Raw genomic sequence first — 22,845 nt, forward strand, 5'->3', positions numbered from 1 at the left:
GGTGACCTCGACCTCAGCTCAGAACCCGGCCACGCCTCGAACGTCCCGACGTATTCTCGGCATCTCACTGGTGATCATCGCCGCGTTGATCGCGGTGTTCTTCGTCTTCGCATCGCTGTACACCGAATTCCTCTGGTTCGACCAGGTCGGATTCACCGGTGTGCTGACGACGCAGTGGATCGCGACGGCGGTGATGTTCGTCGTGGGCTTCCTCGCCATGGCTGTTCCGCTGTTCGTGGTGATCCAGCTCGCGTACCGTCTGCGGCCGGTGTACGTGCGGCTCAGCTCGCAGCTCGACCGCTACCAGGAGGTCATCGAACCCCTGCGCCGTCTTGCGATGTGGGGCATGCCGATCTTCTTCGGCCTCTTCGCCGGCTTCGCCGCCGCTGGGAACTGGAAGACGGTCTGGCTCTGGGCCAACGGCGTCGCGACGTCCGACGTCGACCCGCAGTTCGGCATCGACACCGGCTTCTACATGTTCGCGATGCCCTTCTACTCGATGCTGCTCGCCTTCGTCTCGGCCGTGCTGCTGCTCAGCCTGCTCGTCACCGCATTGGTGTCGTACCTGTACGGCGCGGTCCGCATCGGGCAGGGGGAGCTGCGCATCTCGAAGTCCGCGCGCATCCAGCTCGCGATCATCGCCGGTCTCTACCTGCTCGTGCAGGCGGCGAGCCTCTGGCTCGACCGCTACAAGACGCTCGTCGCCCCTGACGACCGCATCACGGGTGCGGCATACACCGGTGTGAACGCGACGATCCCTGGACTCGCGATCCTCGCGATCATCGCCGCACTCGTCGCCGTGCTGTTCTTCGTCACCGCCGTGATCGGCCGCTGGCGCTTCCCGCTCGCCGCGACCGCGCTGCTGATCGTCGCCTCGCTCGTCGTCGGCGTCGGATACCCGTGGGTCGTCACCACCTTCCAGGTGAAGCCGAACCAGAACGCGTACCAGGCCGAGTTCTACCAGCGGAACATCGATGGCACGAAGGAGGCGTACGGGGTCGCAGATCTCGAGACCACCGCCTTCGAGGCCGAGACCGACGCCGAGGCCGGCCAGCTCCGCGAGGATGCCGAGACCACCGCGTCGATCCGCATCATGGATCCGAAGGTCATCCCGCCGACGGTCCGTCAGCTCGAGCAGTACCGCGGCTACTACCAGTTCCAGACCACGATGGACGTCGACCGCTACGAGATCGACGGCGCCATGCAGGACACCGTGGTGTCGGTGCGCGACCTCGACATGTCGGGCCTCGGCGACGGCGACAACTGGAACAACCGCGTGGCGGTCTACACGCACGGCTACGGCCTCGTCGCCGCAGCGGGCAACCAGCGCACGACCGACGGCGAGCCCGTCTTCCTCGAGCGCGGCATCCCGTCCTCCGGCTTCCTGACGGACCGTGAGAACTTCGAGCCCCGCGTCTACTTCGGTGAGAACTCGCCCGAGTACTCGATCGTCGGTGCGCCCGAGGGTTCCGACCCGGCCGAGATCGACTACCCGCGCGGCAAGGACGGCTCGACCGAGACGAAGACCACCTTCGACGGCGAGGGAGGACCCGCGATCGGGAACACCTTCACCAAGCTGCTGTACGCGCTGAAGTTCCAGTCCGAGCAGATCCTGTTCTCGAACCTCGTGAACGAGGACTCGCAGATCCTCTACGACCGCGACCCGAAGACCCGTGTGCAGAAGGTCGCTCCGTACCTGGAGCTCGACAGCGACCCGTACCCGAGTGTCGTCGACGGACGCATCGTCTGGATCGTGGACGGCTACACGACGAGCTCGACGTACCCGTACTCGACGAGCGTGAGCCTGTCGGACGCGATCGCCGACTCGAACATCCCGTCGCCGACGCTCGCGATCGACGACATCAACTACATCCGCAACTCGGTCAAGGCGACGGTCGACGCCTACGACGGTTCGGTCACGCTCTACGCCTGGGACGCCGAGGACCCGATCCTCAAGACCTGGCAGAAGGTGTACCCGTCGACCGTGAAGCCGATCAGCGAGATGTCCGGTGAGCTCATGAGCCACGTGCGCTACCCGACTGACCTGTTCAAGGTGCAGCGCGACATCCTCGGGATCTACCACGTCGACAAGGCCGGTTCCTTCGCGCAGCAGGACAACCGCTGGCAGACGCCGAACGACCCTCGCAGCGACTCGCAGCTGCAGCCGCCGTACTACCTGACCATGCAGATGCCAGGTCAGGACGAACCGCGGTTCTCGATGTTCTCCACGTTCATCCCGAACTCGCAGGGAGCGGGCGGAAGCCGTGACGTGCTGATGGGCTACCTCGCGGTGGACTCCGACGCCGGCTCCGAGAAGGGCGTGAAGGCAGACGGATACGGTCAGCTGCGGATGCTCGAGATCGACACCGAGACGACGGTCCCGGGCCCTGGTCAGGTGCAGAACACCTACAACTCCGACACGTCGGTGGTGCCGCAGCTGAACCTGCTCCAGCAGGGCGAGTCCGAGGTGCTGTACGGCAACCTGCTGACGCTGCCCGTGGGTGGCGGTCTGCTCTATGTGCAGCCGCTCTACGTGCAGTCCTCGGAAGGCACGCAGCTGCCGCGTCTGCAGAAGGTGCTGGTCGCCTTCGGTGATCGCGTCGCCTTCGAGAACACGCTGACCGAGGCGCTCGACGCACTGTTCGGCGGAGACTCCGGTGCGACCGCCGGTGATGACGATGTCGAGCCGACGGATCCGGCCACGGATCCGGATGCAGGCGAGACGCCGACGACGCCGACCACACCGACCGACGAGCAGGCAGACGCGCTCGCAGCCGCGCAGCAGGCGCTGCTCGACCGTCAGACGGCTCTGACGTCCGGGGACCTCACGAAGTTCGCGGAGGCCGACAAGCGCCTCACCGCGGCGGTCGAGAAGCTCCTGGCGCTCGAGGCCGCAGCGGGGGAGTGACCCTCGCATGAGCTGAGTCGAATGGGCGTCCCGATGGGGCGCCCATTCGCGTCGAAGACCATTCTTCGGTGAAGACCGAGACAGAGACCGAGACCAGGAGCGCCATGACCGAGACCACCGGCACGCCTTCCGTGCTCTTCGTGTGCGTGCACAACGCCGGGCGATCCCAGATGGCCGCCGGATTCCTCCGAGACATCGCCGGCGACCGCATCGAGGTCCGCTCAGCCGGATCCATGCCGGCAGATCAGATCAATCCGACCGCAGTGGCGGCGATGGCCGAACTCGGCATCGACATCACGGGGGAGCAGCCAAAGGTGCTCACCACAGCGGCTGTGCAGGCCTCTGACGTCGTCATCACGATGGGGTGCGGCGACGCGTGCCCGTTCTTCCCCGGCAAGCGCTACGAGGACTGGAAGCTCGACGACCCTGCGGGTCAGGGGATCGAGTCCGTCCGTCCGATCCGCGACGAAATACTCAGCCGCATCCAGATCCTGGTCGCCGAGCTCATCTGAACACTGCTGTCGCGGCTTTCGGACATGCCGCCAAAAAAGGCGAAAGGCCCTCCGGCCTGGGATTTCTCCCGGCCAGAGGGCCTTTCATTTGTTGCGGGGACAGGATTTGAACCTGCGACCTCCGGGTTATGAGCCCGGCGAGCTACCGAACTGCTCCACCCCGCGGCACAAGAAGTAACTTATCACGGATTCCGAGGGTCGGCGAATCGAGGCCACTCCCACGCGACCCCGGGAGTGTCGGGGTCGCGTGTCGATGGGGGAGGATGAGGACATGACCGAGTCACCCGCCGTTCCCGTCGCCGTCTGCCAGTTCGCGCCGACGGCATCCCGATCCGGAAACCTCGAGCGCATCGCTGCGATGACCGCGGATGCCGCCGCGCGCGGGGCGCACCTCGTCGTGTTCCCCGAGTACTCCAGCTACTTCGTGGATCCGATGGACCACACGCTCGCCGAGAACGCGGAGGCGATCGACGGCGAGTTCGTCGAGGCGCTGACGGCACTGGCGGCGGAGTACGCGGTCGTGCTCGTCGCAGGCCTCGCTGAACGAGCATCAGATGGCGAGCGCGTCCGCAACACGATCGTGGCGGTGCGCGGCGACGGCCTGCTCGCCACCTATCGCAAGCAGCACCTGTACGACGCGTTCGGCCAGACCGAGTCCGACTGGGTGGAGCCGGGAGCGCTCGGCGAGGCGTCGACCTTCGAGCTCGCCGGTCTGCGCTTCGGTCTGATGACCTGTTACGACCTGCGCTTCCCCGAAGTCGCGCGAACCCTGATCGACGCCGGCGCCGATGCGCTGGTCGTGCCTGCCGAATGGGTCAGAGGCCCGCTCAAGGAGCACCACTGGACCACGCTCCTCGCGGCGCGGGCGATCGAGAACACCGCCTACGTGGTCGCCTCGGACCATCCGACGCCGATCGGCGTCGGACACTCGCAGATCGTCGATCCGCAGGGCGTCGTGCTGGCGGGTGTCGGCACGGCGGAGGGCATCGCCGTCGCGACCGTGGAGCGCGCGGCGATCGACCGCGTGCGCGCCACCAACCCGTCGCTGCGGGTGCGGCGATACCGCGTCGTCCCCGCCTGACCGCTCAGCGCGCCGAGGCCGCCAGACGCGCTGCTGCCTCCTCGAGCACCTCGACGCGCTTGCAGGCGGCGAATCGCACGAGCCCCGCATATGCATCGCGGTGCTCCGACGAGACGAAGGCTGTCAGCGGGATGGCGACGACGCCCGCTCGTTCGGGCAACTGTCGGCAGAAGGCGGCGGCGTCAGAGCCGCCGAGCGCCGTGGCATCAGCGACCGTGAAGTAGCCGCCCTGCGGCGCATGCACCGTGAACCCGGCCGACCGCAGCCCGGTGCCGAGGATCTCATGCTTGTGGGCCAGGGTGGCGGCGGCGCCCGTGAAGTAGTCGTCGTCGAGTCGAAGCCCCACCGCCACCGCGGGCTGGAAGGGCGAGCCGTTCACGTACGTGAGGTACTGCTTCACCGTGAGGACCGCGGTGATCAACGCAGCCGGGCCGTGCACCCAGCCGATCTTCCATCCCGTCGCCGAGAACGTCTTGCCGGCGGAGGAGATCGTCAGGGTGCGCTCCGCGGCACCGGGGAGCGTGGCGATGGGCGTGTGCGGTCCGGTGAAGGCCAGGTGCTCGTAGACCTCGTCGGTCACGATCACGGCGTCGTGCCGCTCGGCGAGCCGCACGACCTCCTCCAGCACGCGGCGGTCGAACACGGCGCCGGTCGGGTTGTGGGGATCGTTCACGAGGATGATGCGCGTGCGGTCGCTGACGACTGACGCGAGCTGATCGAGGTCGGGCTGGAAGTCGGGGGCCCGCAGCGGCACGGTGCGGAGCCGGGCACCGGCGAGGGCCACCGCTGCGGCATAGGAGTCGTAGTAGGGCTCGAACACGACGACCTCGTCGTCAGGGCCGTCGATGAGGGCGAGCAGCGTCGCCGTGAGCGCCTCGGTCGCGCCGGCGGTCACGATCACCTCGGTCGCGGGATCGACCTCGAGGTCGTAGAAGCGACGCTGATGCTCGCTGATCGCCATGAGCAGATCGGGGATGCCGCGCCCTGGCGGGTACTGATTGGCGCCGTTCGAGATCGCCTCGCGAGCGGCCTCGAGCACGGCGGCGGGACCGTCCTCGTCGGGGAACCCCTGGCCGAGGTTGATCGCTCCGGTTCTCGCCGCCGCAGCGGACATCTCTGCGAAGATGGTGGGGGCGACCGCTCCTTCGGGAGAGAGCAGCCCCGCACCCGCTGCCGTCCGTCGCCATGCACCGGGAATGACACTCATGAAGAACAGGCTAAGGCCATAGCTGAAACTCACCTTCGCCATACGAAACGCACAGACATGGGCGGCAGTCTGAAGGAGCGTTGTTGAAGGAGCACACCATGAACGAAGACAACACCCACGACCACTCGGCACCCGACGTGCCGTCCACCGAGGCTGCAGGGGCCGCTGATGCGGCTCCGAACGCGGCCGCCGACAACACCCCCGTCGCTCCCGCCACTCCGGCGGCCCCGGCCGGTCACGAGGTTCCGCAGACGTTCGCGTCGCCGGCGCCCGGCATCGCGGCGCAGGCTCCCGCGACGCCCACCCATCAGCCGAGCAGCGCTCCGACGGCCTCCGCCGGTGGCGCGGCGTTCGGCATCCACACCGCTTCGCCGACGCAGGCGACGCTGCCGTACGGCAGCACGATTCCGCTCGGCGCCCCGATCGGCACGGATGCCGCTGCAGACGGCGCGACCAAGGTCAAGGGCACGAAGCCCCGCGGCGGCGTCAAGATCGCTGCCCTCGTGGTCGCAGCCGCCCTCGTCGGCGGTGTCGCCGGGTTCGGCGGCGGTGCGATCTGGACCGCGGTCGGCAACACGCCGTCGACCGGCGTCGCGGAAGGGCCGCAGACGGTCACCGTGAACAACCCGGGCTCGGTCAACGAGACCACAGCAGTGGCCTCCAAGGCGCTGCCCTCGGTCGTCACGATCGAGGTCTCGGGTTCGAGCGAGGCAGGCAGCGGCTCCGGTGTCATCATCAGCGAAGACGGCTACGTGCTCACGAACACGCACGTCGTCACGCTGGGCGGCGCAGTCGCCGACCCGACGATCCGCGTCACGGCCTCCGACGGCCGCATCTACAACGCCACCGTCGTCGGGACCGACCCCGTGTACGACCTCGCCGTCATCAAGCTGACCGACGCCAAGGGACTCACCCCCATCGAGTTCGCCGATTCGTCGAAGCTCAATGTCGGCGACACCGCTGTGGCCCTCGGCGCGCCGCTCGGGCTTGCGAACTCGGTGACGACGGGCATCGTCAGTGCGCTGAACCGCAGCATCCAGATCGCCTCCTCCGCATTGCCCGACTCCTCGTCCGAGGATGCGCCGCAGGAGCAGGCCCCTGAGGACGGACAGCAGGGACCGTTCCAGTTCGATCTCCCCGGATCCGGTGCGCAGTCGACCACCGACTCGATCTCCATCGCGGTCATCCAGACCGATGCGGCGATCAACCACGGCAACTCCGGCGGTGCGCTCGTCAACAGCAAGGGCGAGCTGATCGGCATCAACGTGGCGATCGCGAGCTCGGGCGACTCCGAGCAGGGCGGTTCGATCGGACTCGGCTTCTCGATCCCCTCGAACATCGCGCAGCGCGTGTCGGAGGAGATCATCGCCGACGGAACCGCGACGCATGGACTCCTCGGCGCTTCGGTGCGCGACGCGTCGTCCGTCGAGAATGCGGACGTCGCCGGGGCGTACATCGCCGAGGTGAGCGCCGGCGGCGCTGCCGCCGGCGGCGGTCTCAAGGCAGATGACATCGTCACCGCGTTCAACGGCGTGCCGATCACCAGCGCCAGCGACCTCACCGCCCAGGTGCGGGCAGCGGCCGCCGGCAGCGATGCGACCGTCACCTACAACCGGGGTGGCAAGGAGTACGAGGCCGACGTGACGCTCGGCGCACTCGGCGGCTGACCCAGGGCGGACCCGCTCACAGAGAAGGACGCCACCCCGCGATAGGCTCGCGGAGTGGCGTCCTTCTCTTTCGGCTCCGGCAATGCGGCCAAGCTGCTCCGGATCCCGTTGTATGCCGTCGGGCGCATCGGTACCGTGCTCGTGCCCCGAGGGTCGACCTGGGTCTTCGGCTGCGGCGCCGGCGTCGGCGACGGCGCGCTCGCGTTGCAGAAGGTCGCCGCCGAGGCGGGTCATCCCACCCTCTGGCTGACATCCTCCGAGCGCGAGGACCGTGATGCGGCCGCACTCGGCATCCGCACGGTCCGCAAGCACGGTCTGCGGGGGTGGTGGGCGACCGCGCGCGCCGGGGTGCTCGTCGTCACGCACGGTCTGGGCGATGTGAATCGCTACGCGAACTCCGGCGCTTTCCTCGTGCAGCTCTGGCACGGCATCCCCCTCAAGCGGATCGGCCTGGACTCGCCGGCCACCACGCAGGTGCCGTCGGTCCCCGGTGCTGCGATCCTGCGGAAGGTCATCGCATTCCTGTATCGTGGCGCCGCCCAGCGGATCCGCGTGCTCCCTGCCGCCTCGCATCGCTCGCGGGGCCGCCTGGAATCGGCGTTCAGCCTGCCGGACGGCCGAGTCATCGTGACGGGGGAGCCACGTGTCGACGTGCTCTCACACGGAACCGCCGCCGAGCGACGCGATCGTGCCGCATCCGCGCTTCATGACGCAGTCGGCGAGCTGCCGTCGTCTGCGCGCACCATCCTGTACGCCCCGACCTGGCGGGACGGCGCCGAGGACCCGGCAGTGCCGTCCGCTGCCGAGTGGGTGGAGATCATCCGCGTCCTCGAGGCGAACGACGCGATCCTGCTGGTGCGGTCGCATCCGCTCGGTGAGGGCGGCTACGCGCCGAGCGTGCCGAGCCGACGGGTGCGGATGCTCGGTGCAGGCCTGCTGCCGGATGTCACTCCCGTGCTCCCGGCCGTCGACGTGCTCGTGACGGACTACTCCTCGCTCGCGTACGACGTCGGGCTGCTGCGTATGCCGGTGCTCTACCTCGCGCCTGATGCGGTCGAGTACGCCGGCACCCGCGGCTTCTACGGGCGCTTCGAGGACGTCGCCGGCGCCGATGCGGCAAGCGATTGGGATGCGCTGCTGCGGCAGCTCGGCGAGGTGCTGTCCGACGAGAGTGTGTTCGCCGAGCGGTCCGCGCGGTCCGATACGCTCAGCGCAGAGATGCATGCGTACCGCGATGGACGCAACACCCGACGGGTGTATCAGGCAATCCGCGCGCGGGGCGTCCCCGCGCCGAAGGGAGCAGCATGACAACGGCCCGGATCGATGATGCGGCAGCGACGCTGATCATCGCAGGCACCGGGCCGCGTCCGGCGAGTGCGCACCTGGTCGGGCCCCGCGCCCGCGTCGAGGGTCGCATCACCGGCGGCGGCAAGACCTGGAAGGCGACGTTCCCGCTCGAAGCCTCGCGGTGGGGCGGACCGACCCTGCCGCTCCCGACCGGCGACTACGAGCTGGTGATCGACGGCATCGAACTCGGCGAACTCGACATCGTGCCGACCGTGCTCTCCGGGTTGCGCATCGCCGTCGACGGCACGCAGGTGCGGATCGCAGCACCCGTCGACCCGGTGTATGAGAGCGTCGAGGGGCAGACGACGCTCGAGGAGCGCTACGTCGCGCAGGTCGGCGGCACCGAGAACGCTGTCTTCTTCGAGAGCTTCTACGGCCGCAGCGTCGGCTGCAACCCGCAGGCGATCGACCGGGAGCTCGCTGTCCGCGCTCCTGGTGTGCTGCGCTACTGGAGCGTCGTCGACCTGTCGGTGCCGGTGCCGGACGGCGCGATCGCGGTCGTCGAAGGCAGTCCGGAATGGTGGCGCGCCCGCGCCGCAGCGCGACTCCTCGTGGTGAACGACTGGCTGCGTCGCCGCTTCGCCCGCAAGGCCGGACAGAAGGTGCTGCAGACGTGGCACGGGACCCCGTTGAAGCGGCTTGCGCTGCACCGGCCGGGCTTCGATCCGCGGCGCATGGCCGCCGTCGTGAAGGAGTCCAGGCGATGGGACGTGCTGCTCGCGCAGAACCCCTACTCGGCTCGTATCCTCAAGAAGGCATATGCGTTCTTCGGGCGCCCGATCTGGGTCGAGGGGTATCCCCGCAACGATGCGCTCACGACGGGCGATCCAGCGGCCATCCGTGCCGCACTCGGCATCGAGGCGGACGAGCGGGTGCTGTTGTACGCACCGACCTGGCGCGACGATCGCAGCGAGATGGTCGACTTCATCGACGCGGAGCTGCTTGCGACGCAGACGGATGCCGTGGTGCTGGTCCGAGGGCACTCGCGCACGCTGCTGCAGGGTCGAGACCATTCCGGGGCCAGGGTGATCGACGTCACCGGTTACCCGGAGACCGCGCAGCTGCTGCTCGCCGCGGATGCGCTCATCACGGACTACTCATCGGTGATGTTCGACTTCAGCGTGACCGGCAAGCCGATGTACTTCCTGGTGCCGGATCTCGACCACTATCGCGGTGAGCTGCGAGGGTTCTACTTCGATCTCGCTGAGCGAGCACCCGGCCCGCTCGTGCGCTCGCAGGATGAGCTGGCCGAGGCGCTCGCGGACGCCGGCACCGAGGCCGCCTACGCATCGCGGTATGCGGCGTGGCGCGCCCAGTTCAACGCACGTGACGACGGTCGAGCCGCCGAACGGGTGGTGGACCGCATCCTCGATCAGGGATTCGTCACCCGCTGACCCGCTGCTGCCTCGCTCAGGGGAGCGGGGTGTTGCGGGTGCCCAGGCGCGAAGCGTCGACCGTGTCGTGCGCTCCTCGGAGCACGCCGGCCAGGAACCCGACGCCCCAGGACAGGTGCATCGTCGGGAGCACCACCAGCGTCCACAGTCGTTGCCGGATGCTGCCACCGCCGGGTGACAGTGCGACGGCCACGACGAGCAGCACGTAGAGCGCCAGCGGCACGTACACGACGGAGGCGATGAGCGACGCGATCCCGCTCAGCACACCGGTCAGCTGCAGGACGCCGACCACGATGGCCAGGGCGAGAAGCAGCACGAGCGCCGGTGGCGCGAAGAAGCGCAGGCCGTTGCGGCGTCCGAAGCGACGCACGAGCTCGCCGCGCCACGCACCGGTCGCCCGGAACTGACGTGCCAGCCGCAGCCAGCTCTCGCGCGGCCAGTACGTCACCGACAGCTTCGGATCGAACCACACCAGGTGGCCAGCCTGCCGGATGCGCAGGTTGAGCTCCCAGTCCTCACCGCGGCGGATCGACTCGTCGAACAGTCCGACCTCGTCGAGCACGGCTCGGCGCATCACGCCGAGGTACGCCGACTCGGCTTCGCCCTCGTGCGCGCCGCCGTGATAGGCGCCGCCGCCGAGGCCGACGGGGGAGTTGTACAGGCGTGCGACCGATTTCTGGAAGGGGGCGCGTCCCTCGGCATGCATCACGCCGCCGACGTTGGCAGCGCCGGTGCGCTCGAGCGTGCGCAGAGCCCGCTCGGCGTAGCCGGGGGAGAGCTCGGAGTGCGCGTCGACGCGGACGATCGTCGAGTAGCGGCTGGCCCGGATCGCGGCGTTGAGCCCGACGGGGATGTGGGCGGCCGGGTTCTCGACGAGCCGGATGCGGTCGTCGGTTGCCGCCAGTCGGTGCGCGAGCTCGGTGGTGCCGTCGCTGGACGGGCCGAGGGCGAGCACGAGCTCTGCCGGGCCGTCCAGCTCCTGTGCCAGGACGGAGGCGACAGCGTGCTCGAGGTATGCGCGTTCGTTCAGCACCGGCATCACGAAGGAGACCCCTGTCGCGGCTCCGGCGGCTTGACTCTCCTGCACCTCTCGATCATGTCACGGTGGCGCCCACGCTGCCTGGAACTTCGATGGACTCAGTACTCTGGAGGGATGGGTGCATTGTCTGACGCGAAGAAGGCATACCGTCTCCTGAAACGCGCACTGGCATCCCGAGCGGCCGTGCAGCGCGTGCGGCGGCGGCTGACGGACACGCCGCCGCCACCGGAAGGGCACTTCAAGATCGCGGTGTACTTCGCCGACGGCGCCGTCAACATGTACCAGATGCGCCAGTGGTACCGGCCGCTCGCCGAGCTGGCAACGCGCTGGCCGGTCGTCGTGCTCGCCCGCAACGCGAGCGGTGCCGAGAAGCTGCTCGACGAGGATGCGCCTCCGGTCGCGTTCGTGCCGACGATCCGCGATCTCGAGCGATTCATCGCCGCCCAGGACATCCGGATCGTCCTCTACGTGAACCAGAACACCCGGAACTTCCAGATGTTCCGCTACGGCCGTCGCTGGCACGTCTTCATCAACCACGGCGAGTCCGACAAGATGTACATGACCACGAACCAGTACAAGGCGTACGACTACGCCCTGGTCGCAGGACAGGCCGCTCGCGACCGGCTGTCGCGCACGCTCTGGGACTACGACATCGACCGCAGGACGATCGAGATCGGACGCCCGCAGGCCGACCACTTCTCCGGCGTGCTGCCGTACACGCCCGATGAGCGCACCGTCGTGCTCTACGCCCCGACCTGGGAGGGCGACCGCCCGAGCGCGCACTACGGATCGATCGCGACGCACGGCGAGACACTCGTGACCCAGCTGCTCGCCTCCGACGCGCACCGGGTCATCTACCGCCCGCACCCGCGCAGCGGTGTGATCGACGACGAGTACGGCGCAGCGCACCGGCGCATCATCGCGGCGATCGAGGCGGCCAACGCCGCCGATCCCCGCGCACAGCACGTGTACGACCACGGTGCAGAACTCGGCTGGCAGCTCGCCGAGGCGGATGTCGCGATCGTCGACATCTCGGCCATGGTCTACGACCGACTCGCGGCAGGCAAGCCGCTCATGATCACGCGCCCCGCTGACGAGCGTGCATCGATCGACACCAAGGGGTACCTCTCCGACTGCGAGTGGTTGACGACGGAGAGTGCGAAGGACATCGTCGCCGAAGTGCAGCGGGTCCGCGACGACGAGGCTGCCATCGCCCGGCTGCAGATGTGGGTGCGGCACTACTTCGGGGACACCACGCCCGGCGTCGCGACGGAGAAGTTCCACCAGGCGATCGAGCAGCTCATGGCCGAGTGGGAGCGCTGGCGTGCGCACGAGGTCGGCGCCGCGCCTGCGGACGAGGACGACGACGACGAAGAAGCCGACGACGAGGAGCTCTGAGCATGGGCTTTCCCCGCGCCGCGGCCGTCGCGAGCCGCTTCGAAGCGGTCGCCGCGACAGGATCGACCAACGCCGACCTCCGAGCGCATGCGTCGGAGGCGGCGTCCTGGCCCCACCTGTCGGTGCTGGTCACGGACAATCAGACCGCTGGACGAGGACGGCTCGACCGCGTCTGGGTGGCCCCGCCCGGATCCTCGCTGGCGGTCTCGGTGCTCCTGCGCGACCTCCCCGACGATGTGACGGCACGCGGATGGATCCCGCTCATCGCCGGCGCGGCGATGAGCGATGCGGTCGCGGCGCAGTTGCCGGGACGCGAGGTCTCGGTGAAGTGGCCGAACGACGTGCTGGTCGACGAGCGGAAGATCTGCGGCATCCTCGCCGAGGCCGCAGGGACTGCGGTGATCGTCGGATCCGGCGTGAACACCCGGATGACTGCGGATCAGCTCCCGGTGCCGACGGCGACCTCGTTCGCGGCCGAAGGGGCGGAGGTCGATCAGGATCGTCTGCTCGCCGACTACCTCGGTGGGCTGCGGACGCATCTCGCAGCCCTGGCCCAGTCAGGCGACGCTGCCGGCAGCGGCGTGCACGCCGCCGTGACAGCCCGCTGCGCGACGATCGGGCGCCGCGTGCGCGTGTCGCTGCCCGGCGAGCGACTGCTCGAAGGAATCGCCACCGGACTCGATGTCGACGGTCGCCTGCTCGTCGCCGCAGGTGGCGTCGACCACGCGATCTCCGCCGGCGACGTCGTGCACGCGCGACTCGCCTGAGACTGACACGCCGCCGCCAAGACCGCGTTGTCCGAGAACACGGGCACAATGGTGGGGTGACCCAGCCTGTGACCCTCGGAGGGCGGCCGATGATGCCGCCGCCCGGTGTGCCTTCGGAAGAGCTGATGATCGCGCGGTTCCGGGGTCACGCACGTCGGCTCTTCTGGTCAGCGCTTGTCCTGGTCGCCGCGTTCGGCGCCACGGCCTATTTCTACGACAATCTTCCGGCGCCGTTCGAGAACTGGATGCTGCTCGCGGCATCCGGGGCGCTCGTGCTGCTGCTGGTGGTGGTGCCGTACGTCGTCTGGCTCTCTCGACGCACGACCGTCACGACCAGGCGCGTGATCGCGCACCGCGGCATCGGCTCGACGCATCGACGTGAGATGTCTCACGCCCGCGGCTACACGATCGCCGTTCGACGGGGGCCTCTGCAGCGGATGTGGGGCACCGGATCGATCACGCTGTCCAACGGTGTCGACACTCCGCTCGTGCTGCAGAACGTACCGAACGTGACGCTCGTGCATGAGACGCTGGCCGATCAGATCGAGGTCAGTCAGATCCTCGCGCACCGCGACGCGCAGTCGACGGGGGCGGACGGCTCGACAGAGCGCTGAGCCTGCCGGCCGCGACGTGAAGCGGTGATCCGCTCCCGCCCGGATGCGAGAGAATGGTCACGACGAATGGAGGCGGCACATGGCGCTGCGTGTAGGCGTGATCGGCGGAGGACAGCTCGCTCGGATGATGATCGCCCCGGCGGTCGAGCTCGGGCTCGAGCTGAGGGTGCTCGCCGAGGCGGAGGGGATGTCGGCCTCGCTCGCTGCGACGGCTGTCGGGGACTACCGCGATCTCGATGTCGTTCGTGCCTTCGCTCAGGACGTCGACGTGATCACCTTCGACCACGAGCACGTGCCGCAGGATGTGCTGCGCGCACTCGTCGCCGACGGCGTTGCGGTGCACCCCGGCCCTGATGCACTGCAGTTCGCACAGGACAAGCTGGTCATGCGCGCGAAGCTCGCAGAGCTGGGCGTTCCGCAGCCGGAGTGGGCAGCCGTGCGCACGCCGGCCGAGCTGCAGGACTTCCTCGACGCTCACCACGGCGCCGGCGTCGTGAAGACGCCGCGCGGCGGCTACGACGGAAAGGGCGTGCGTGTCGTGCGTGCTGCCGCCGAGGCCGACGACTGGCTCGGTGCGCTCGTCGACGACGACGCACTGCTGGTCGAGGAGCTCGTGCCGTTCGTACGCGAACTCGCGCAGCAGGTGGCTCGGCGCCCGAGCGGAGAGATCGTGGCCTACCCGGTCGTCGAGACCGTGCAGCGCGACGGCGTCTGCGCCGAGGTCATCGCGCCGGCCCCCGCGGCATCCGATCGGCTCGTGCAGGTCGCTGAGGGCATCGGCCGCAGCATCGCGGAGGGCCTGCAGGTCACCGGCATGCTCGCGGTGGAGCTGTTCGAGACCGACGACGACCGCATCCTCGTGAACGAGCTCGCGATGCGGCCCCACAACAGCGGGCACTGGAGCCAGGACGGTGCCGTCACCGGCCAGTTCGAGCAGCACCTGCGTGCGGTCGCGGATCTGCCGCTGGGCAGCACTGCCCCACGAGCGGCATGGTCGGTCATGGTGAACATCCTCGGCGGACCGGTCGAGGGCACGATCGGGCAGCGCTTCGGCGCGGCGATGGCCGAGCATCCTTCCGCCAAGATCCACACCTACGGCAAGGAACCGCGCCCCGGTCGCAAGGTCGGTCACGTGAACGTGTCGGGCGATGACCTCGACGATGCGGTCTACGTCGCCCGTGCGGCAGCTGTGCATTTCGACTGAGGCGTCGAGTTCTGGGGGCGCAGCCGCGTGCCGTTGGGGGAATCTCCAGCGCCAGACCGTAGCCTGAGTGGGTGACCGAGCCACTGCATTCCTCCGCCGCGCCCCTCGTCGGCGTCGTCATGGGTTCTGATTCCGACTGGCGCGTGATGAGCGATGCATCCCAGGCGCTCACCGACTTCGGTATCCCGCACGAGGTCGAGGTGGTGTCCGCTCACCGCACGCCGGACAAGCTCATGAGCTACGCCCGCGAAGCACGCGGCCGCGGCATCCGCGTCATCATCGCAGGAGCCGGGGGAGCAGCGCATCTGCCTGGCATGCTCGCGTCGATGACCGCGTTGCCCGTCGTCGGTGTACCGGTGCCGCTGGCGTACCTCGACGGAATGGACTCGCTCCTCTCGATCGTGCAGATGCCGGCCGGCATCCCGGTCGCCACAGTCTCGATCGGCGGAGCTCGAAACGCAGGTCTGCTCGCGGCTCGGATCCTCGGAACGTCCGACGATGAACTCGCGGCCCGCGTGGAAGCGTACGCGGGCGAGCTCGAGGCCCAGGTCGAGGCGAAGAACGAACGGTTGAAGGAGTCGCTGTGACCCTGGCGCCGCCGCGCGCCACCGCCCGGCCGCTGATCGAGACCCGGCCGCTGCGGCACCCGGACACATCAGACGCCGGCGGCATGGCGAAGCGCGGCTGGTGGCTCGTCGTCCTCAACGTGCTCCTTCCCGGCTCGGCACAGGTGCTCGCAGGCAGTCGCAAGCTCGGGCGCTTCGGCCTCGGCGCGACACTGAGCGCCTGGTTCCTGGTGATCGTCGCCGCCGGCCTCGCGCTCTTCGCCCGTCCGGTGCTGCTCTGGCTGATCAGTGCCGGCTGGTTCTCGGCGCTCCTGCTGACCCTGCTGCAGGTCGCGCTGGTCGGGTACGCGGTGCTGTGGATCGTGCTGACCTTCGACACCCTGCGACTCGTCCGGCTGGTGCGAGTGCCGCCCGCGCAGCGCTTCGCGATCCCGGTGGTGGCTCTCGTGCTCCTCGGACTCGTCGGCGGAGGCGCTGCGTATGCCGCGACCGCCGTGGGCTCCACGCGTGACGCGATCGGCTCGATCTTCGGGCAGAGCGGACCGAGCCTGCCCCCGGACGAGGGGTATTACAACATCCTGCTCCTCGGCGCCGACAGCGGTGACGGACGCGACTCCATGCGCTTCGACAGCATCTCCGTCGTCTCGGTCAACGCCACCTCCGGAGCTGTCACGATCACCGGCATCCCTCGCGAGCTGCCCAACGCGCCGTTCAGCGAGGGCAGCCCCATGCAGGCGCTCTACCCGAACGGCTTCGAAGGCTACGCCTCGTCGACCTGCGGCTGGAACGGCTGGATGAATCACGTGCGAAACGCCGCCGAGATCTGCCGCGACGATGAGGGCAAGGGCCTGTATCCGGATGCGGATGCCCAGGGCTCCGCCCCCGGCATCGAGGCGACCAAGGATGCGGCCGAGGGTGTGCTCGGCATCAAGATCCCGTATTACGTCTTCGTCGACATGCACGGGTTCGCCGAGCTCGTCGATGCCCTCGGCGGCGTCGACATCAACGTCACCGAGCGACTGCCCAAGGGGGGACCACCTGAGGGCTGGCACGGCACCGACGTCAACGAATGGGCGATCGGCTGGATCGAACCAGGGCAGCAGCGCATGGACGGCGACACGGCGCAGTGGTACGCCCGCTCGCGATACACGACGAGCGACTGGGACCGGATGAAGCGTCAGCGCGAACTGCAGGAGGCGATCCTCGGCCAGTTCACGCCGCAGACGGTGCTGACACGGTTCAACGAGGTGGCTGCGGCCGGAACAGCGCTGATCGACACCGATCTCCCGCAGGACAAGCTGCCCGAGTTCTTCGATCTCATGCTGAAGGCCAAGGAGCAGCCGGTCACGACGATCGAGCTCACCCCCGAGCAGGGCGTCGATGAGCACCAGCCCGATTACGCCTACATCCACGAGATGATCCAGCAGGCGCTCCACCCGCCGACGGAGACACCGACGCCGACGCCCTGACCAGGTGGTGGCCCATGCACCGATGGGATCGATCACGCGTGATCCCCTGGTGACCCGTGCCCTCGGCCCACGCTGCTGCGTGCCCGACGCGCGACGTGCTCGACGCGGATCCGCCCACCCCGGACCTGCGCGCAGGCGTAGAACAGCCCACGACCGTCCCGTGAGAGATGAGGGGACGGTCGTGGGCTTTCCGGTGCATGACCGGAATCACCAGACGACGGTGATCGGAGGGGGAGGGATCACCGTCGTCCAGTCGACCACCGCACGAGGCGGCGATCGGACTTAGGCGCGCTTGCGGCGTGCGGCTCCTGCGGCGACGAGAGCGCCTCCGGCGACCAGCGCCACAGCGCCGCCACCCAGGATCCACGGTGAAACGCTGCCACCGGTGAGCGCCAGCTCGATGCCGGTGCCGGTGAGCGGAAGCTCCGTGCCGGCCGCGGCGACGCCCGGGTCGTGATCGCAGCTGACGGCTGCATCATGGCCGTGCGAGACCGTGATGGTCGCCGTGTACGAACGCGATCCCGAGAAGGCGATCGCGTACGAACCCTCGCCGTCGGACGGCGGACGGAACGTCAGCGTCAGGCCGCCATCGGCGCCAGCGGTGTTCCCCGACACCGAGGAGTCGGCGGCGTTGAGACCGGACACCGACACGCCCACATTCTCGGACGGCAGGAAGTAGCCGGGTCCGAAGACGACGGTCGAGACCTCGCAGATGTCGATGATCGGGTCGTTGACCTTCACACCGGGCTTGTCCGCATAGGAGTCGGATGACGCGGCCGGAACAGACGGCGCGGCAGTGGCGACGGCAGGTGCGAAGAGCACGAGTGCGCCAACGGTCAGGCTGATTGCAGCCAGTTTTTTCAGCATGATTCTCCCCAGATTTCACGCGGAATCGCCTTCAGACACACCCCTGCGTCCGACTGCGTGGATTCCCCTGCCCCCACGGCAAGATGACAGAACCCAGATATTCCCCAGTGAGGATGACAGTACCCTATCCGCGCTGCAATGTCACGACGCGCAGGTCAGTTTCCCTCGTGTCGTCTTCGGAGTGTCGATCAGCGGGGTGTGCTGCACCTCCGTGAGGCGCTCTCCGGAGCCGGTGCCCTGGAATTCGACGGTGATCGTGCTCGACTCGCCGGGCGCCAGGAGCACTTCGTGCTGCACGACGGCGCGATCGCCGAGTGTCGCGGTCTGCACGCCCTCTTCTGCGCCGTCCCGGTCGGTGTGCGACGGGGTGGATCCCTCGGGGCCGTACACGGCGATCAGCGTGCTCGTCGAGCCGATCGGCACATCGAAGTTGCCGCCGCCGGTGACGTAGTCGGTCAAGGTGGGCACCACGTCGGCGGCGACGGTGTTCGTCCACGTCACGCGAACCTGGGTCGTCGGCTGGCCCTGGCACGTGCCGACCGACGTCTCGATCGAGGCGCGCGCGTAGAAGTCCATCTTGCCGCCGGTGCTGTCGTTCAGCAGCACGCCGACGTAGGTCGCGTCCTCGCCGTCGGTCGGGATCGTCCCGCCCAGCGAGGACGCGGCCAGCAGAGACTGCTCGTCCTCGTGCGCGCTCCAGATCCGGATGCGGTCCTGGTCGGCGGACTTCGCCAGTGCGGCCACCAGCGCGCGAGGATCGCCGCTCCCGAGTGCAGCGCCGAAGAGCCCGCTCGCGGCTTGGGCGAAGACCGCGTCCTGCACGATCGGGTCCGGCACCGCGGCGTAGATCTCGGAGAGCAGGATGCTCACGATCGTGTCCGCCGTCGCCGTGAACGGCCCGAACGTCAGGTCGCCAGTGGTCGACATCAGGTTGGCCGCCACGATCGTGTCGACCGCGATGACGCCGTCGATCTGCTGGCCGAACCGCTGCTGCCACCGCGTCGCGAGCAGCGGCGCCGCCTCGGAGAAGTCGGGGATGCTCGTGATGTTCTGCAGATACCGCCCTGGTCGGTCCTCGAAGAGGGCGAGTGTGGAGTCGCTCACCGGGAGCCCGACGTCCAGCGCCGGGAAGTCAGGGGTGCCCGCCTGCTGCACCAGCGTGACCTGTCCGTTCTCGGCGTGCAGCAGCGCGACCGATCCGACGATGCCACCTGAGGAGCGCAGCTCGGCGTTGTTCTGCATCGCGAGCACGTAGTTCCGTGGCCCCTCTCCGCCCAGCATGCTCGGCAGCAGGACAGACGCGCCATGGAGCGCTCCCACCGCTGTCGCGGCCTGCGACACGGTCGAGCGCATCTCGCGGACCGCGTCGGCGAGCGGTGGCAGCGTCGCATCGGCGTCGATCTTCCTCGCGCGGGACTCCGCATCGCTCAAGGCGTCGTCGGCCTCGCCCAACGGAGCTTCGATCGCGGCGAAGGGGGCGAGGTCGATCGCGCCGCCGTTGAAGCCGAGGCTCGCCAGGTCGAAGCCGTCGGCTGCGTCGAGCATCGGGGTGAGTGCGTCGGTCGCGACATCGTCAGCGATGTCGGCGACCTCGCTCACCGCGTGGAAGTTCGGACCGATCCAGGGCAGGATGCCGAAGGCCTGCCAGATCGGGTCCGACGTCAGTTCGTGTGCGGATCGCGCGTGGTGAGCGATACGTTCTGCGATCGGCGCAGCACTCTCGAGGTCGCCGGAGCCGATCGCGGACTTGAGCTGAGATGCGCTCTTGGCCACCTGCTGCAGATCACTCACGGCGCCGATGCCTCGAACAGCGACCCAGCCGAGCGAGACGACGAGGACCGTCAGGAGGATGCCGATGGTCCATCCGATCCATCGGCGCCGTACAGGAAGTCGACCGTCGCTCACGTGAGCATTCAAGCATGAACGGGGGATCCGCCGTCGTCCGGCCGCCGAATGCTGAGCGAATGCTGACATTCGGACGGTTCGGCCCTGCCGATGCACGGCTGGGGGAGCGGACGCGGTTAACCTGAGGACATGGGTGCTCGGCTGCGTGTTGTTCTGGATCAGCTCGTGCACGTCGTCGACGCAGATCACGCCGCTGCGGCGCTGGATCTCGCGCGCGGCCTCGTGTCGACGACGCCGTCGGGCTGTGCGGTCGATGCGATCGTGCCCGCCAATGCAGAGGTGCCGGTCGACGGCGTTGGCGAGATCCGCACCCTCGCACTCGCACGGCGTGAGCTCGCCGCCTCCTGGCAGATGGGGATCGCACCAGGCGTCGGCGGTGGGCTGATCCACTCCGCGACACTGATGGCTCCGCTGATCCGCCACGACCGGGTCCACGACAACGATCAGACGGTCGTGACGGTCTGGGATCTGCGTGCCTGGGACGCGGCAGACTCGCTGCCGCGAACCGTCGTGGCGTGGCAGCGCGCCATGCTGCGTCGGGCGGTGAAGCATGCCGACGCGATCGTCGTGCCATCGCACGCGGTGGCCGAGCGTCTCGGCGAGCTCGCGAAGTTCGGCGGGCGGATCCGCGTGATCGCGGGGGCTGCCCCCGAAGGGTTCGCGCGGCCGTCCGACGTGGCCGAGCGGCGCGCCGCGCTGTCGCTCCCCGAGCGCTACGTGGTCCTCACCGGGTCGAAGGAGACGCTGGCCGAGGGGTTCCGCGGCGCGGCCGCAGCAGGGCTGGACGCCGTCGTGCTCGATGCGCCGGAAGGAGCTGAGCCGGCGCTGGCCGACATCGCATCCGCCGCCGGCCTGCCGGAGAGCCGCGCGCATGTGCGCGGAGCGTTGCACCAGGAGGACCGCGCCGCCGCACTCGCCGGCGCTGCGGCCTTCGCGACGACCGATCCGATCCACGGGTGGCCGTGGCGCGCGGTCGAGGCGATGACCCTCGGCATCCCGGTCGTGGCTGTGGACACGGGGGCACACCGCGATGTCATCGCGGACGGTGGCATGCTCGTGGAGCCTGCCGAGATCGCAGAGGCGATCAGCGCGGCGACGGACTCGCAGCGGCTGCGGGTGCTCGCACAGGATCGCTCTCGAGCCTTCTCCTGGGCGAGTTCCGCCGAGCGGGTGTGGGGTTTGCACGCCGAGCTGTGAGCTAGGCGCGCATCAGCTCCACTGCCTCTTTGCTCGCGCCGTCGAAGCGGACCTTCCCCTGCTGCAGGAGGATGCCGCGCTCGCACAGGTCGGAGACCATGTTCAGGTCGTGACTGACGACCACCAGGGTCTTGCCCTCGGCGTGCAGCTCGCGGACTCGCGCGATGCACTTCCGCTGGAACGGCTCGTCGCCGACGGAGAGGATCTCGTCGATCAGCAGAACGTCCATCTCGGTGTGGATTGCCACGGAGAACGCCAGTCGGAGGAACATGCCGGAGGAGTAGTGCTTCACCTCGGTGTCGATGAACTGCTCGATCTCGCTGAACGCGACGATCTCGTCGTAGCGCGCCTCGGTCTCCTTCCGGCTCATCCCGAGGATGGCCGCATTCAGGAAGATGTTCTCCCGACCGGAGAGATCGGGGTGGAAGCCGGCGCCGACCTCGATGAGTCCGGCGACGCGGCCACGGGTGAGCGCGGATCCTGCGTCAGGCTCGAGGACGCCTGAGATGAGCTTGAGCATCGTCGACTTGCCGGAGCCGTTGAATCCGAGCAGCGCCACCGACTCGCCTTCTCCGATGTCGAATGAGACGCCGTCGAGGGCGTGGAAGTTGGTCGTCAGCGGCTTGCGGCGGATGGCTGCGAGTGCGGTCTCCTTGATGGAGTGCGTGTGCCGGAGTTTGAAGGTCTTGTGGACGTCGTCGATGATGATCCGCGGCAGTACCTGCGCATCAGAGATCCTGGGCAAAGCGACCCTCCAGTCGGCGGAAGACGAGCTGGCCGATGACCAGTGCGATGAGTGAGGTCACGAGCCCGATCAGGCCGTACATCCAGAGGTCGGGGATGGGAGAGCCGTTGTCGGGGCCGAGCGGGAACCAGATCCCGTAGTGGAACAGCTCCACCGCTGCGGTGATGGGGTTCAGCCGGTAGAGCACGAAGAGCCACTCCGGGACGACCTTGGCGACCTGCGTCCATTCGTACATCACGGGGGATGCCCAGATCGCGATCATCACGATGATCTCCACGAAGCTCTGCGCGTCGCGGAACGTGACATTGATCGAGCCGAAGAACAGGCCGAGCCCGCTCGCCAGCACGGCGATGATGACGAGAGACAGCAGGATCGCGGCCACGGAGGCGAACGACGGCGCCCAGCCGAAGAACAGCGAGATGCCCACGACGACGATGATCTGCGGCACGGTGTTCACCGCTGCGATGAGCACGCTCGAGACGGGGAACATCTCACGCGGAAGGGAGATCTTCTTGATGAGCGCCGCGTTGTCCACGAGGGAGCGCGTGCCGTTGGAGAACGCCTCGTTGAAGAAGGTGACGACGGTGATTCCCGAGAGCAGATAGATCGGGAAGTACTCGACGCGATCGTTCAGGCCGAGGAAGACGCCGATCGCGACGAAGAAGACGACGAACTGGACGAGCGGCTTCACATACGACCAGAGCCAGCCGAAGATCGAGCCCCGGTATCTGATCTGCACCTCTTTGCGCACGATGAGGGAGAGGAGATACCGCTGTCGGAAGACCTCGAGAAGCCCTCGATTCGCACCAGGGGTCGTCATCCTCTGGTCGTCGACTGTGCGAGCCTGTTGCACCGCGATTCCACCTTCCGTATGCGCGGACCATCTCGCGCGCACCTCGAGCAATCATACGAGTCGCCGCGCCTGATCCCTGGCAGATCGGCGCAAATGCGCGGCGGT

General features: G+C 68.4%; 19 protein-coding genes and 1 tRNA gene. 13 read left to right on the forward strand and 7 right to left on the reverse strand.

The genetic code is table 11. The features are described from left to right. The first annotated feature begins 1 nt into the window (after window position 1). Together V7Z82_RS00730 and V7Z82_RS00735 are read left to right on the forward strand one after the other, a co-directional pair. Window positions 2–2,908 carry a UPF0182 family membrane protein gene (locus V7Z82_RS00730; RefSeq protein ID WP_334146961.1) on the forward strand — a complete coding sequence of 969 codons (2,907 nt, stop codon included), beginning with the start codon at window positions 2–4 and terminating at the stop codon, window positions 2,906–2,908. A 104-nt stretch (window positions 2,909–3,012) separates the two neighbouring features. Beyond that, window positions 3,013–3,420, forward strand: coding sequence for an arsenate reductase ArsC (locus tag V7Z82_RS00735; protein ID WP_334148300.1), 408 nt, complete (start codon window positions 3,013–3,015; stop codon window positions 3,418–3,420). Window positions 3,421–3,511: 91 nt separating this feature from the next. On the opposite strand, the gene V7Z82_RS00740 is transcribed toward V7Z82_RS00735, so the two are convergent. Next, a tRNA-Met gene (locus tag V7Z82_RS00740) sits at window positions 3,512–3,585 on the reverse strand. A gap of 106 nt (window positions 3,586–3,691) precedes the next feature. Between V7Z82_RS00740 and V7Z82_RS00745 the strand changes: the two genes are divergently transcribed. Continuing rightward, window positions 3,692–4,501, forward strand: coding sequence for a carbon-nitrogen hydrolase family protein (locus V7Z82_RS00745; protein ID WP_334146963.1), 810 nt, complete (start codon window positions 3,692–3,694; stop codon window positions 4,499–4,501). Between the two features lie 4 nt (window positions 4,502–4,505). Here V7Z82_RS00745 and V7Z82_RS00750 read toward each other — a convergent pair whose 3' ends face one another. Further along, window positions 4,506–5,708, reverse strand: coding sequence for an aminotransferase class I/II-fold pyridoxal phosphate-dependent enzyme (locus tag V7Z82_RS00750; RefSeq protein ID WP_334146965.1), 1,203 nt, complete (start codon window positions 5,706–5,708; stop codon window positions 4,506–4,508). Between the two features lie 98 nt (window positions 5,709–5,806). Here V7Z82_RS00750 and V7Z82_RS00755 point away from each other — a divergent pair, with 98 nt between their 5' ends. From V7Z82_RS00755 to V7Z82_RS00765, 3 genes are read left to right on the forward strand one after another with little or no spacing between them, the layout of a single operon-like run. Continuing rightward, entirely contained in the window at window positions 5,807–7,375 is a 1,569-nt protein-coding gene (locus V7Z82_RS00755) for a S1C family serine protease (RefSeq protein WP_334146967.1), read from the forward strand. Window positions 7,376–7,429: 54 nt separating this feature from the next. Next, the gene (locus V7Z82_RS00760) at window positions 7,430–8,683 is read left to right on the forward strand and encodes a CDP-glycerol glycerophosphotransferase family protein (protein WP_334146969.1); all 1,254 of its coding nucleotides are present in this window, start codon (window positions 7,430–7,432) and stop codon (window positions 8,681–8,683) included. Next, window positions 8,680–10,116 carry a CDP-glycerol glycerophosphotransferase family protein gene (locus tag V7Z82_RS00765; protein ID WP_334146971.1) on the forward strand — a complete coding sequence of 479 codons (1,437 nt, stop codon included), beginning with the start codon at window positions 8,680–8,682 and terminating at the stop codon, window positions 10,114–10,116. Before V7Z82_RS00760 ends, V7Z82_RS00765 begins: the two co-directional genes overlap by 4 nt. Before the next feature lie 16 nt (window positions 10,117–10,132). Here V7Z82_RS00765 and V7Z82_RS00770 read toward each other — a convergent pair whose 3' ends face one another. After that, window positions 10,133–11,155: a glycosyltransferase gene (locus tag V7Z82_RS00770; protein ID WP_334148301.1), complete on the reverse strand. Its 1,023-nt coding sequence runs from the start codon at window positions 11,153–11,155 to the stop codon at window positions 10,133–10,135. A gap of 114 nt (window positions 11,156–11,269) precedes the next feature. Here V7Z82_RS00770 and V7Z82_RS00775 point away from each other — a divergent pair, with 114 nt between their 5' ends. The 6 genes from V7Z82_RS00775 (at window position 11,270) to V7Z82_RS00800 (ending at window position 17,173) form a co-directional block, all read left to right on the forward strand. Continuing rightward, a complete protein-coding gene (locus V7Z82_RS00775; protein ID WP_334146973.1) occupies window positions 11,270–12,553 on the forward strand; it encodes a CDP-glycerol glycerophosphotransferase family protein in 1,284 nt (427 codons plus the stop codon). A gap of 2 nt (window positions 12,554–12,555) precedes the next feature. After that, complete coding sequence (locus V7Z82_RS00780) at window positions 12,556–13,320, forward strand: biotin--[acetyl-CoA-carboxylase] ligase (protein ID WP_334146975.1); 765 nt, start codon at window positions 12,556–12,558, stop codon at window positions 13,318–13,320. 56 nt (window positions 13,321–13,376) lie between these two features. Continuing rightward, on the forward strand, window positions 13,377–13,934 hold the full coding sequence (locus V7Z82_RS00785) for a PH domain-containing protein (protein ID WP_334146977.1): 558 nt from the start codon (window positions 13,377–13,379) through the stop codon (window positions 13,932–13,934). A gap of 79 nt (window positions 13,935–14,013) precedes the next feature. Beyond that, window positions 14,014–15,138 carry a 5-(carboxyamino)imidazole ribonucleotide synthase gene (locus V7Z82_RS00790; protein ID WP_334146979.1) on the forward strand — a complete coding sequence of 375 codons (1,125 nt, stop codon included), beginning with the start codon at window positions 14,014–14,016 and terminating at the stop codon, window positions 15,136–15,138. Window positions 15,139–15,257: 119 nt separating this feature from the next. After that, a complete protein-coding gene (gene purE / locus V7Z82_RS00795; RefSeq protein ID WP_334148302.1) occupies window positions 15,258–15,725 on the forward strand; it encodes a 5-(carboxyamino)imidazole ribonucleotide mutase in 468 nt (155 codons plus the stop codon). Further along, window positions 15,722–17,173 carry an LCP family protein gene (locus tag V7Z82_RS00800; RefSeq protein WP_334146981.1) on the forward strand — a complete coding sequence of 484 codons (1,452 nt, stop codon included), beginning with the start codon at window positions 15,722–15,724 and terminating at the stop codon, window positions 17,171–17,173. The genes purE and V7Z82_RS00800 overlap by 4 nt, the downstream gene beginning before the upstream one ends. Window positions 17,174–17,455: 282 nt before the next feature. Here the strand turns inward: V7Z82_RS00800 and V7Z82_RS00805 are convergent, their stop codons facing one another. Next, complete coding sequence (locus V7Z82_RS00805; protein ID WP_334146983.1) at window positions 17,456–18,040, reverse strand: hypothetical protein; 585 nt, start codon at window positions 18,038–18,040, stop codon at window positions 17,456–17,458. A 141-nt stretch (window positions 18,041–18,181) separates the two neighbouring features. After that, window positions 18,182–19,945 (reverse strand): DUF4012 domain-containing protein, encoded by a 1,764-nt coding sequence (locus V7Z82_RS00810; protein ID WP_334146986.1) that lies wholly within the window; start codon window positions 19,943–19,945, stop codon window positions 18,182–18,184. Window positions 19,946–20,074: 129 nt separating this feature from the next. Here V7Z82_RS00810 and V7Z82_RS00815 point away from each other — a divergent pair, with 129 nt between their 5' ends. Further along, window positions 20,075–21,142 carry a glycosyltransferase gene (locus V7Z82_RS00815; RefSeq protein WP_334146988.1) on the forward strand — a complete coding sequence of 356 codons (1,068 nt, stop codon included), beginning with the start codon at window positions 20,075–20,077 and terminating at the stop codon, window positions 21,140–21,142. 1 nt (window position 21,143) lies between these two features. Here the strand turns inward: V7Z82_RS00815 and V7Z82_RS00820 are convergent, their stop codons facing one another. After that, window positions 21,144–21,887: an ABC transporter ATP-binding protein gene (locus V7Z82_RS00820; RefSeq protein ID WP_334146990.1), complete on the reverse strand. Its 744-nt coding sequence runs from the start codon at window positions 21,885–21,887 to the stop codon at window positions 21,144–21,146. Then, window positions 21,871–22,707: an ABC transporter permease gene (locus V7Z82_RS00825; protein WP_334146992.1), complete on the reverse strand. Its 837-nt coding sequence runs from the start codon at window positions 22,705–22,707 to the stop codon at window positions 21,871–21,873. The genes V7Z82_RS00820 and V7Z82_RS00825 overlap by 17 nt, the downstream gene beginning before the upstream one ends. Between the last annotated feature and the right edge of the window lie 138 nt (window positions 22,708–22,845).

Origin of the sequence: Microbacterium sp. (assembly GCF_036823965.1) — a bacterium.
In the GTDB taxonomy this organism is placed as follows: domain Bacteria; phylum Actinomycetota; class Actinomycetes; order Actinomycetales; family Microbacteriaceae; genus Microbacterium.

Bases quoted from the DNA above. Each gene is read 5' to 3' on its own strand.
- V7Z82_RS00825 (WP_334146992.1), bottom strand. From the start codon at position 22,707: ATGACGACCCCTGGTGCGAATCGAGGGCTTCTCGAGGTCTTCCGACAG.
- V7Z82_RS00770 (WP_334148301.1), bottom strand. From the start codon at position 11,155: ATGCCGGTGCTGAACGAACGCGCATACCTCGAGCACGCTGTCGCCTCC.
- purE (WP_334148302.1), top strand. From the start codon at position 15,258: ATGGGTTCTGATTCCGACTGGCGCGTGATGAGCGATGCATCCCAGGCG.
- V7Z82_RS00755 (WP_334146967.1), top strand. From the start codon at position 5,807: ATGAACGAAGACAACACCCACGACCACTCGGCACCCGACGTGCCGTCC.
- V7Z82_RS00750 (WP_334146965.1), bottom strand. From the start codon at position 5,708: ATGAGTGTCATTCCCGGTGCATGGCGACGGACGGCAGCGGGTGCGGGG.
- V7Z82_RS00805 (WP_334146983.1), bottom strand. From the start codon at position 18,040: ATGCTGAAAAAACTGGCTGCAATCAGCCTGACCGTTGGCGCACTCGTG.
- V7Z82_RS00745 (WP_334146963.1), top strand. From the start codon at position 3,692: ATGACCGAGTCACCCGCCGTTCCCGTCGCCGTCTGCCAGTTCGCGCCG.
- V7Z82_RS00815 (WP_334146988.1), top strand. From the start codon at position 20,075: ATGGGTGCTCGGCTGCGTGTTGTTCTGGATCAGCTCGTGCACGTCGTC.
- V7Z82_RS00780 (WP_334146975.1), top strand. From the start codon at position 12,556: ATGGGCTTTCCCCGCGCCGCGGCCGTCGCGAGCCGCTTCGAAGCGGTC.
- V7Z82_RS00735 (WP_334148300.1), top strand. From the start codon at position 3,013: ATGACCGAGACCACCGGCACGCCTTCCGTGCTCTTCGTGTGCGTGCAC.
- V7Z82_RS00765 (WP_334146971.1), top strand. From the start codon at position 8,680: ATGACAACGGCCCGGATCGATGATGCGGCAGCGACGCTGATCATCGCA.
- V7Z82_RS00775 (WP_334146973.1), top strand. From the start codon at position 11,270: ATGGGTGCATTGTCTGACGCGAAGAAGGCATACCGTCTCCTGAAACGC.
- V7Z82_RS00790 (WP_334146979.1), top strand. From the start codon at position 14,014: ATGGCGCTGCGTGTAGGCGTGATCGGCGGAGGACAGCTCGCTCGGATG.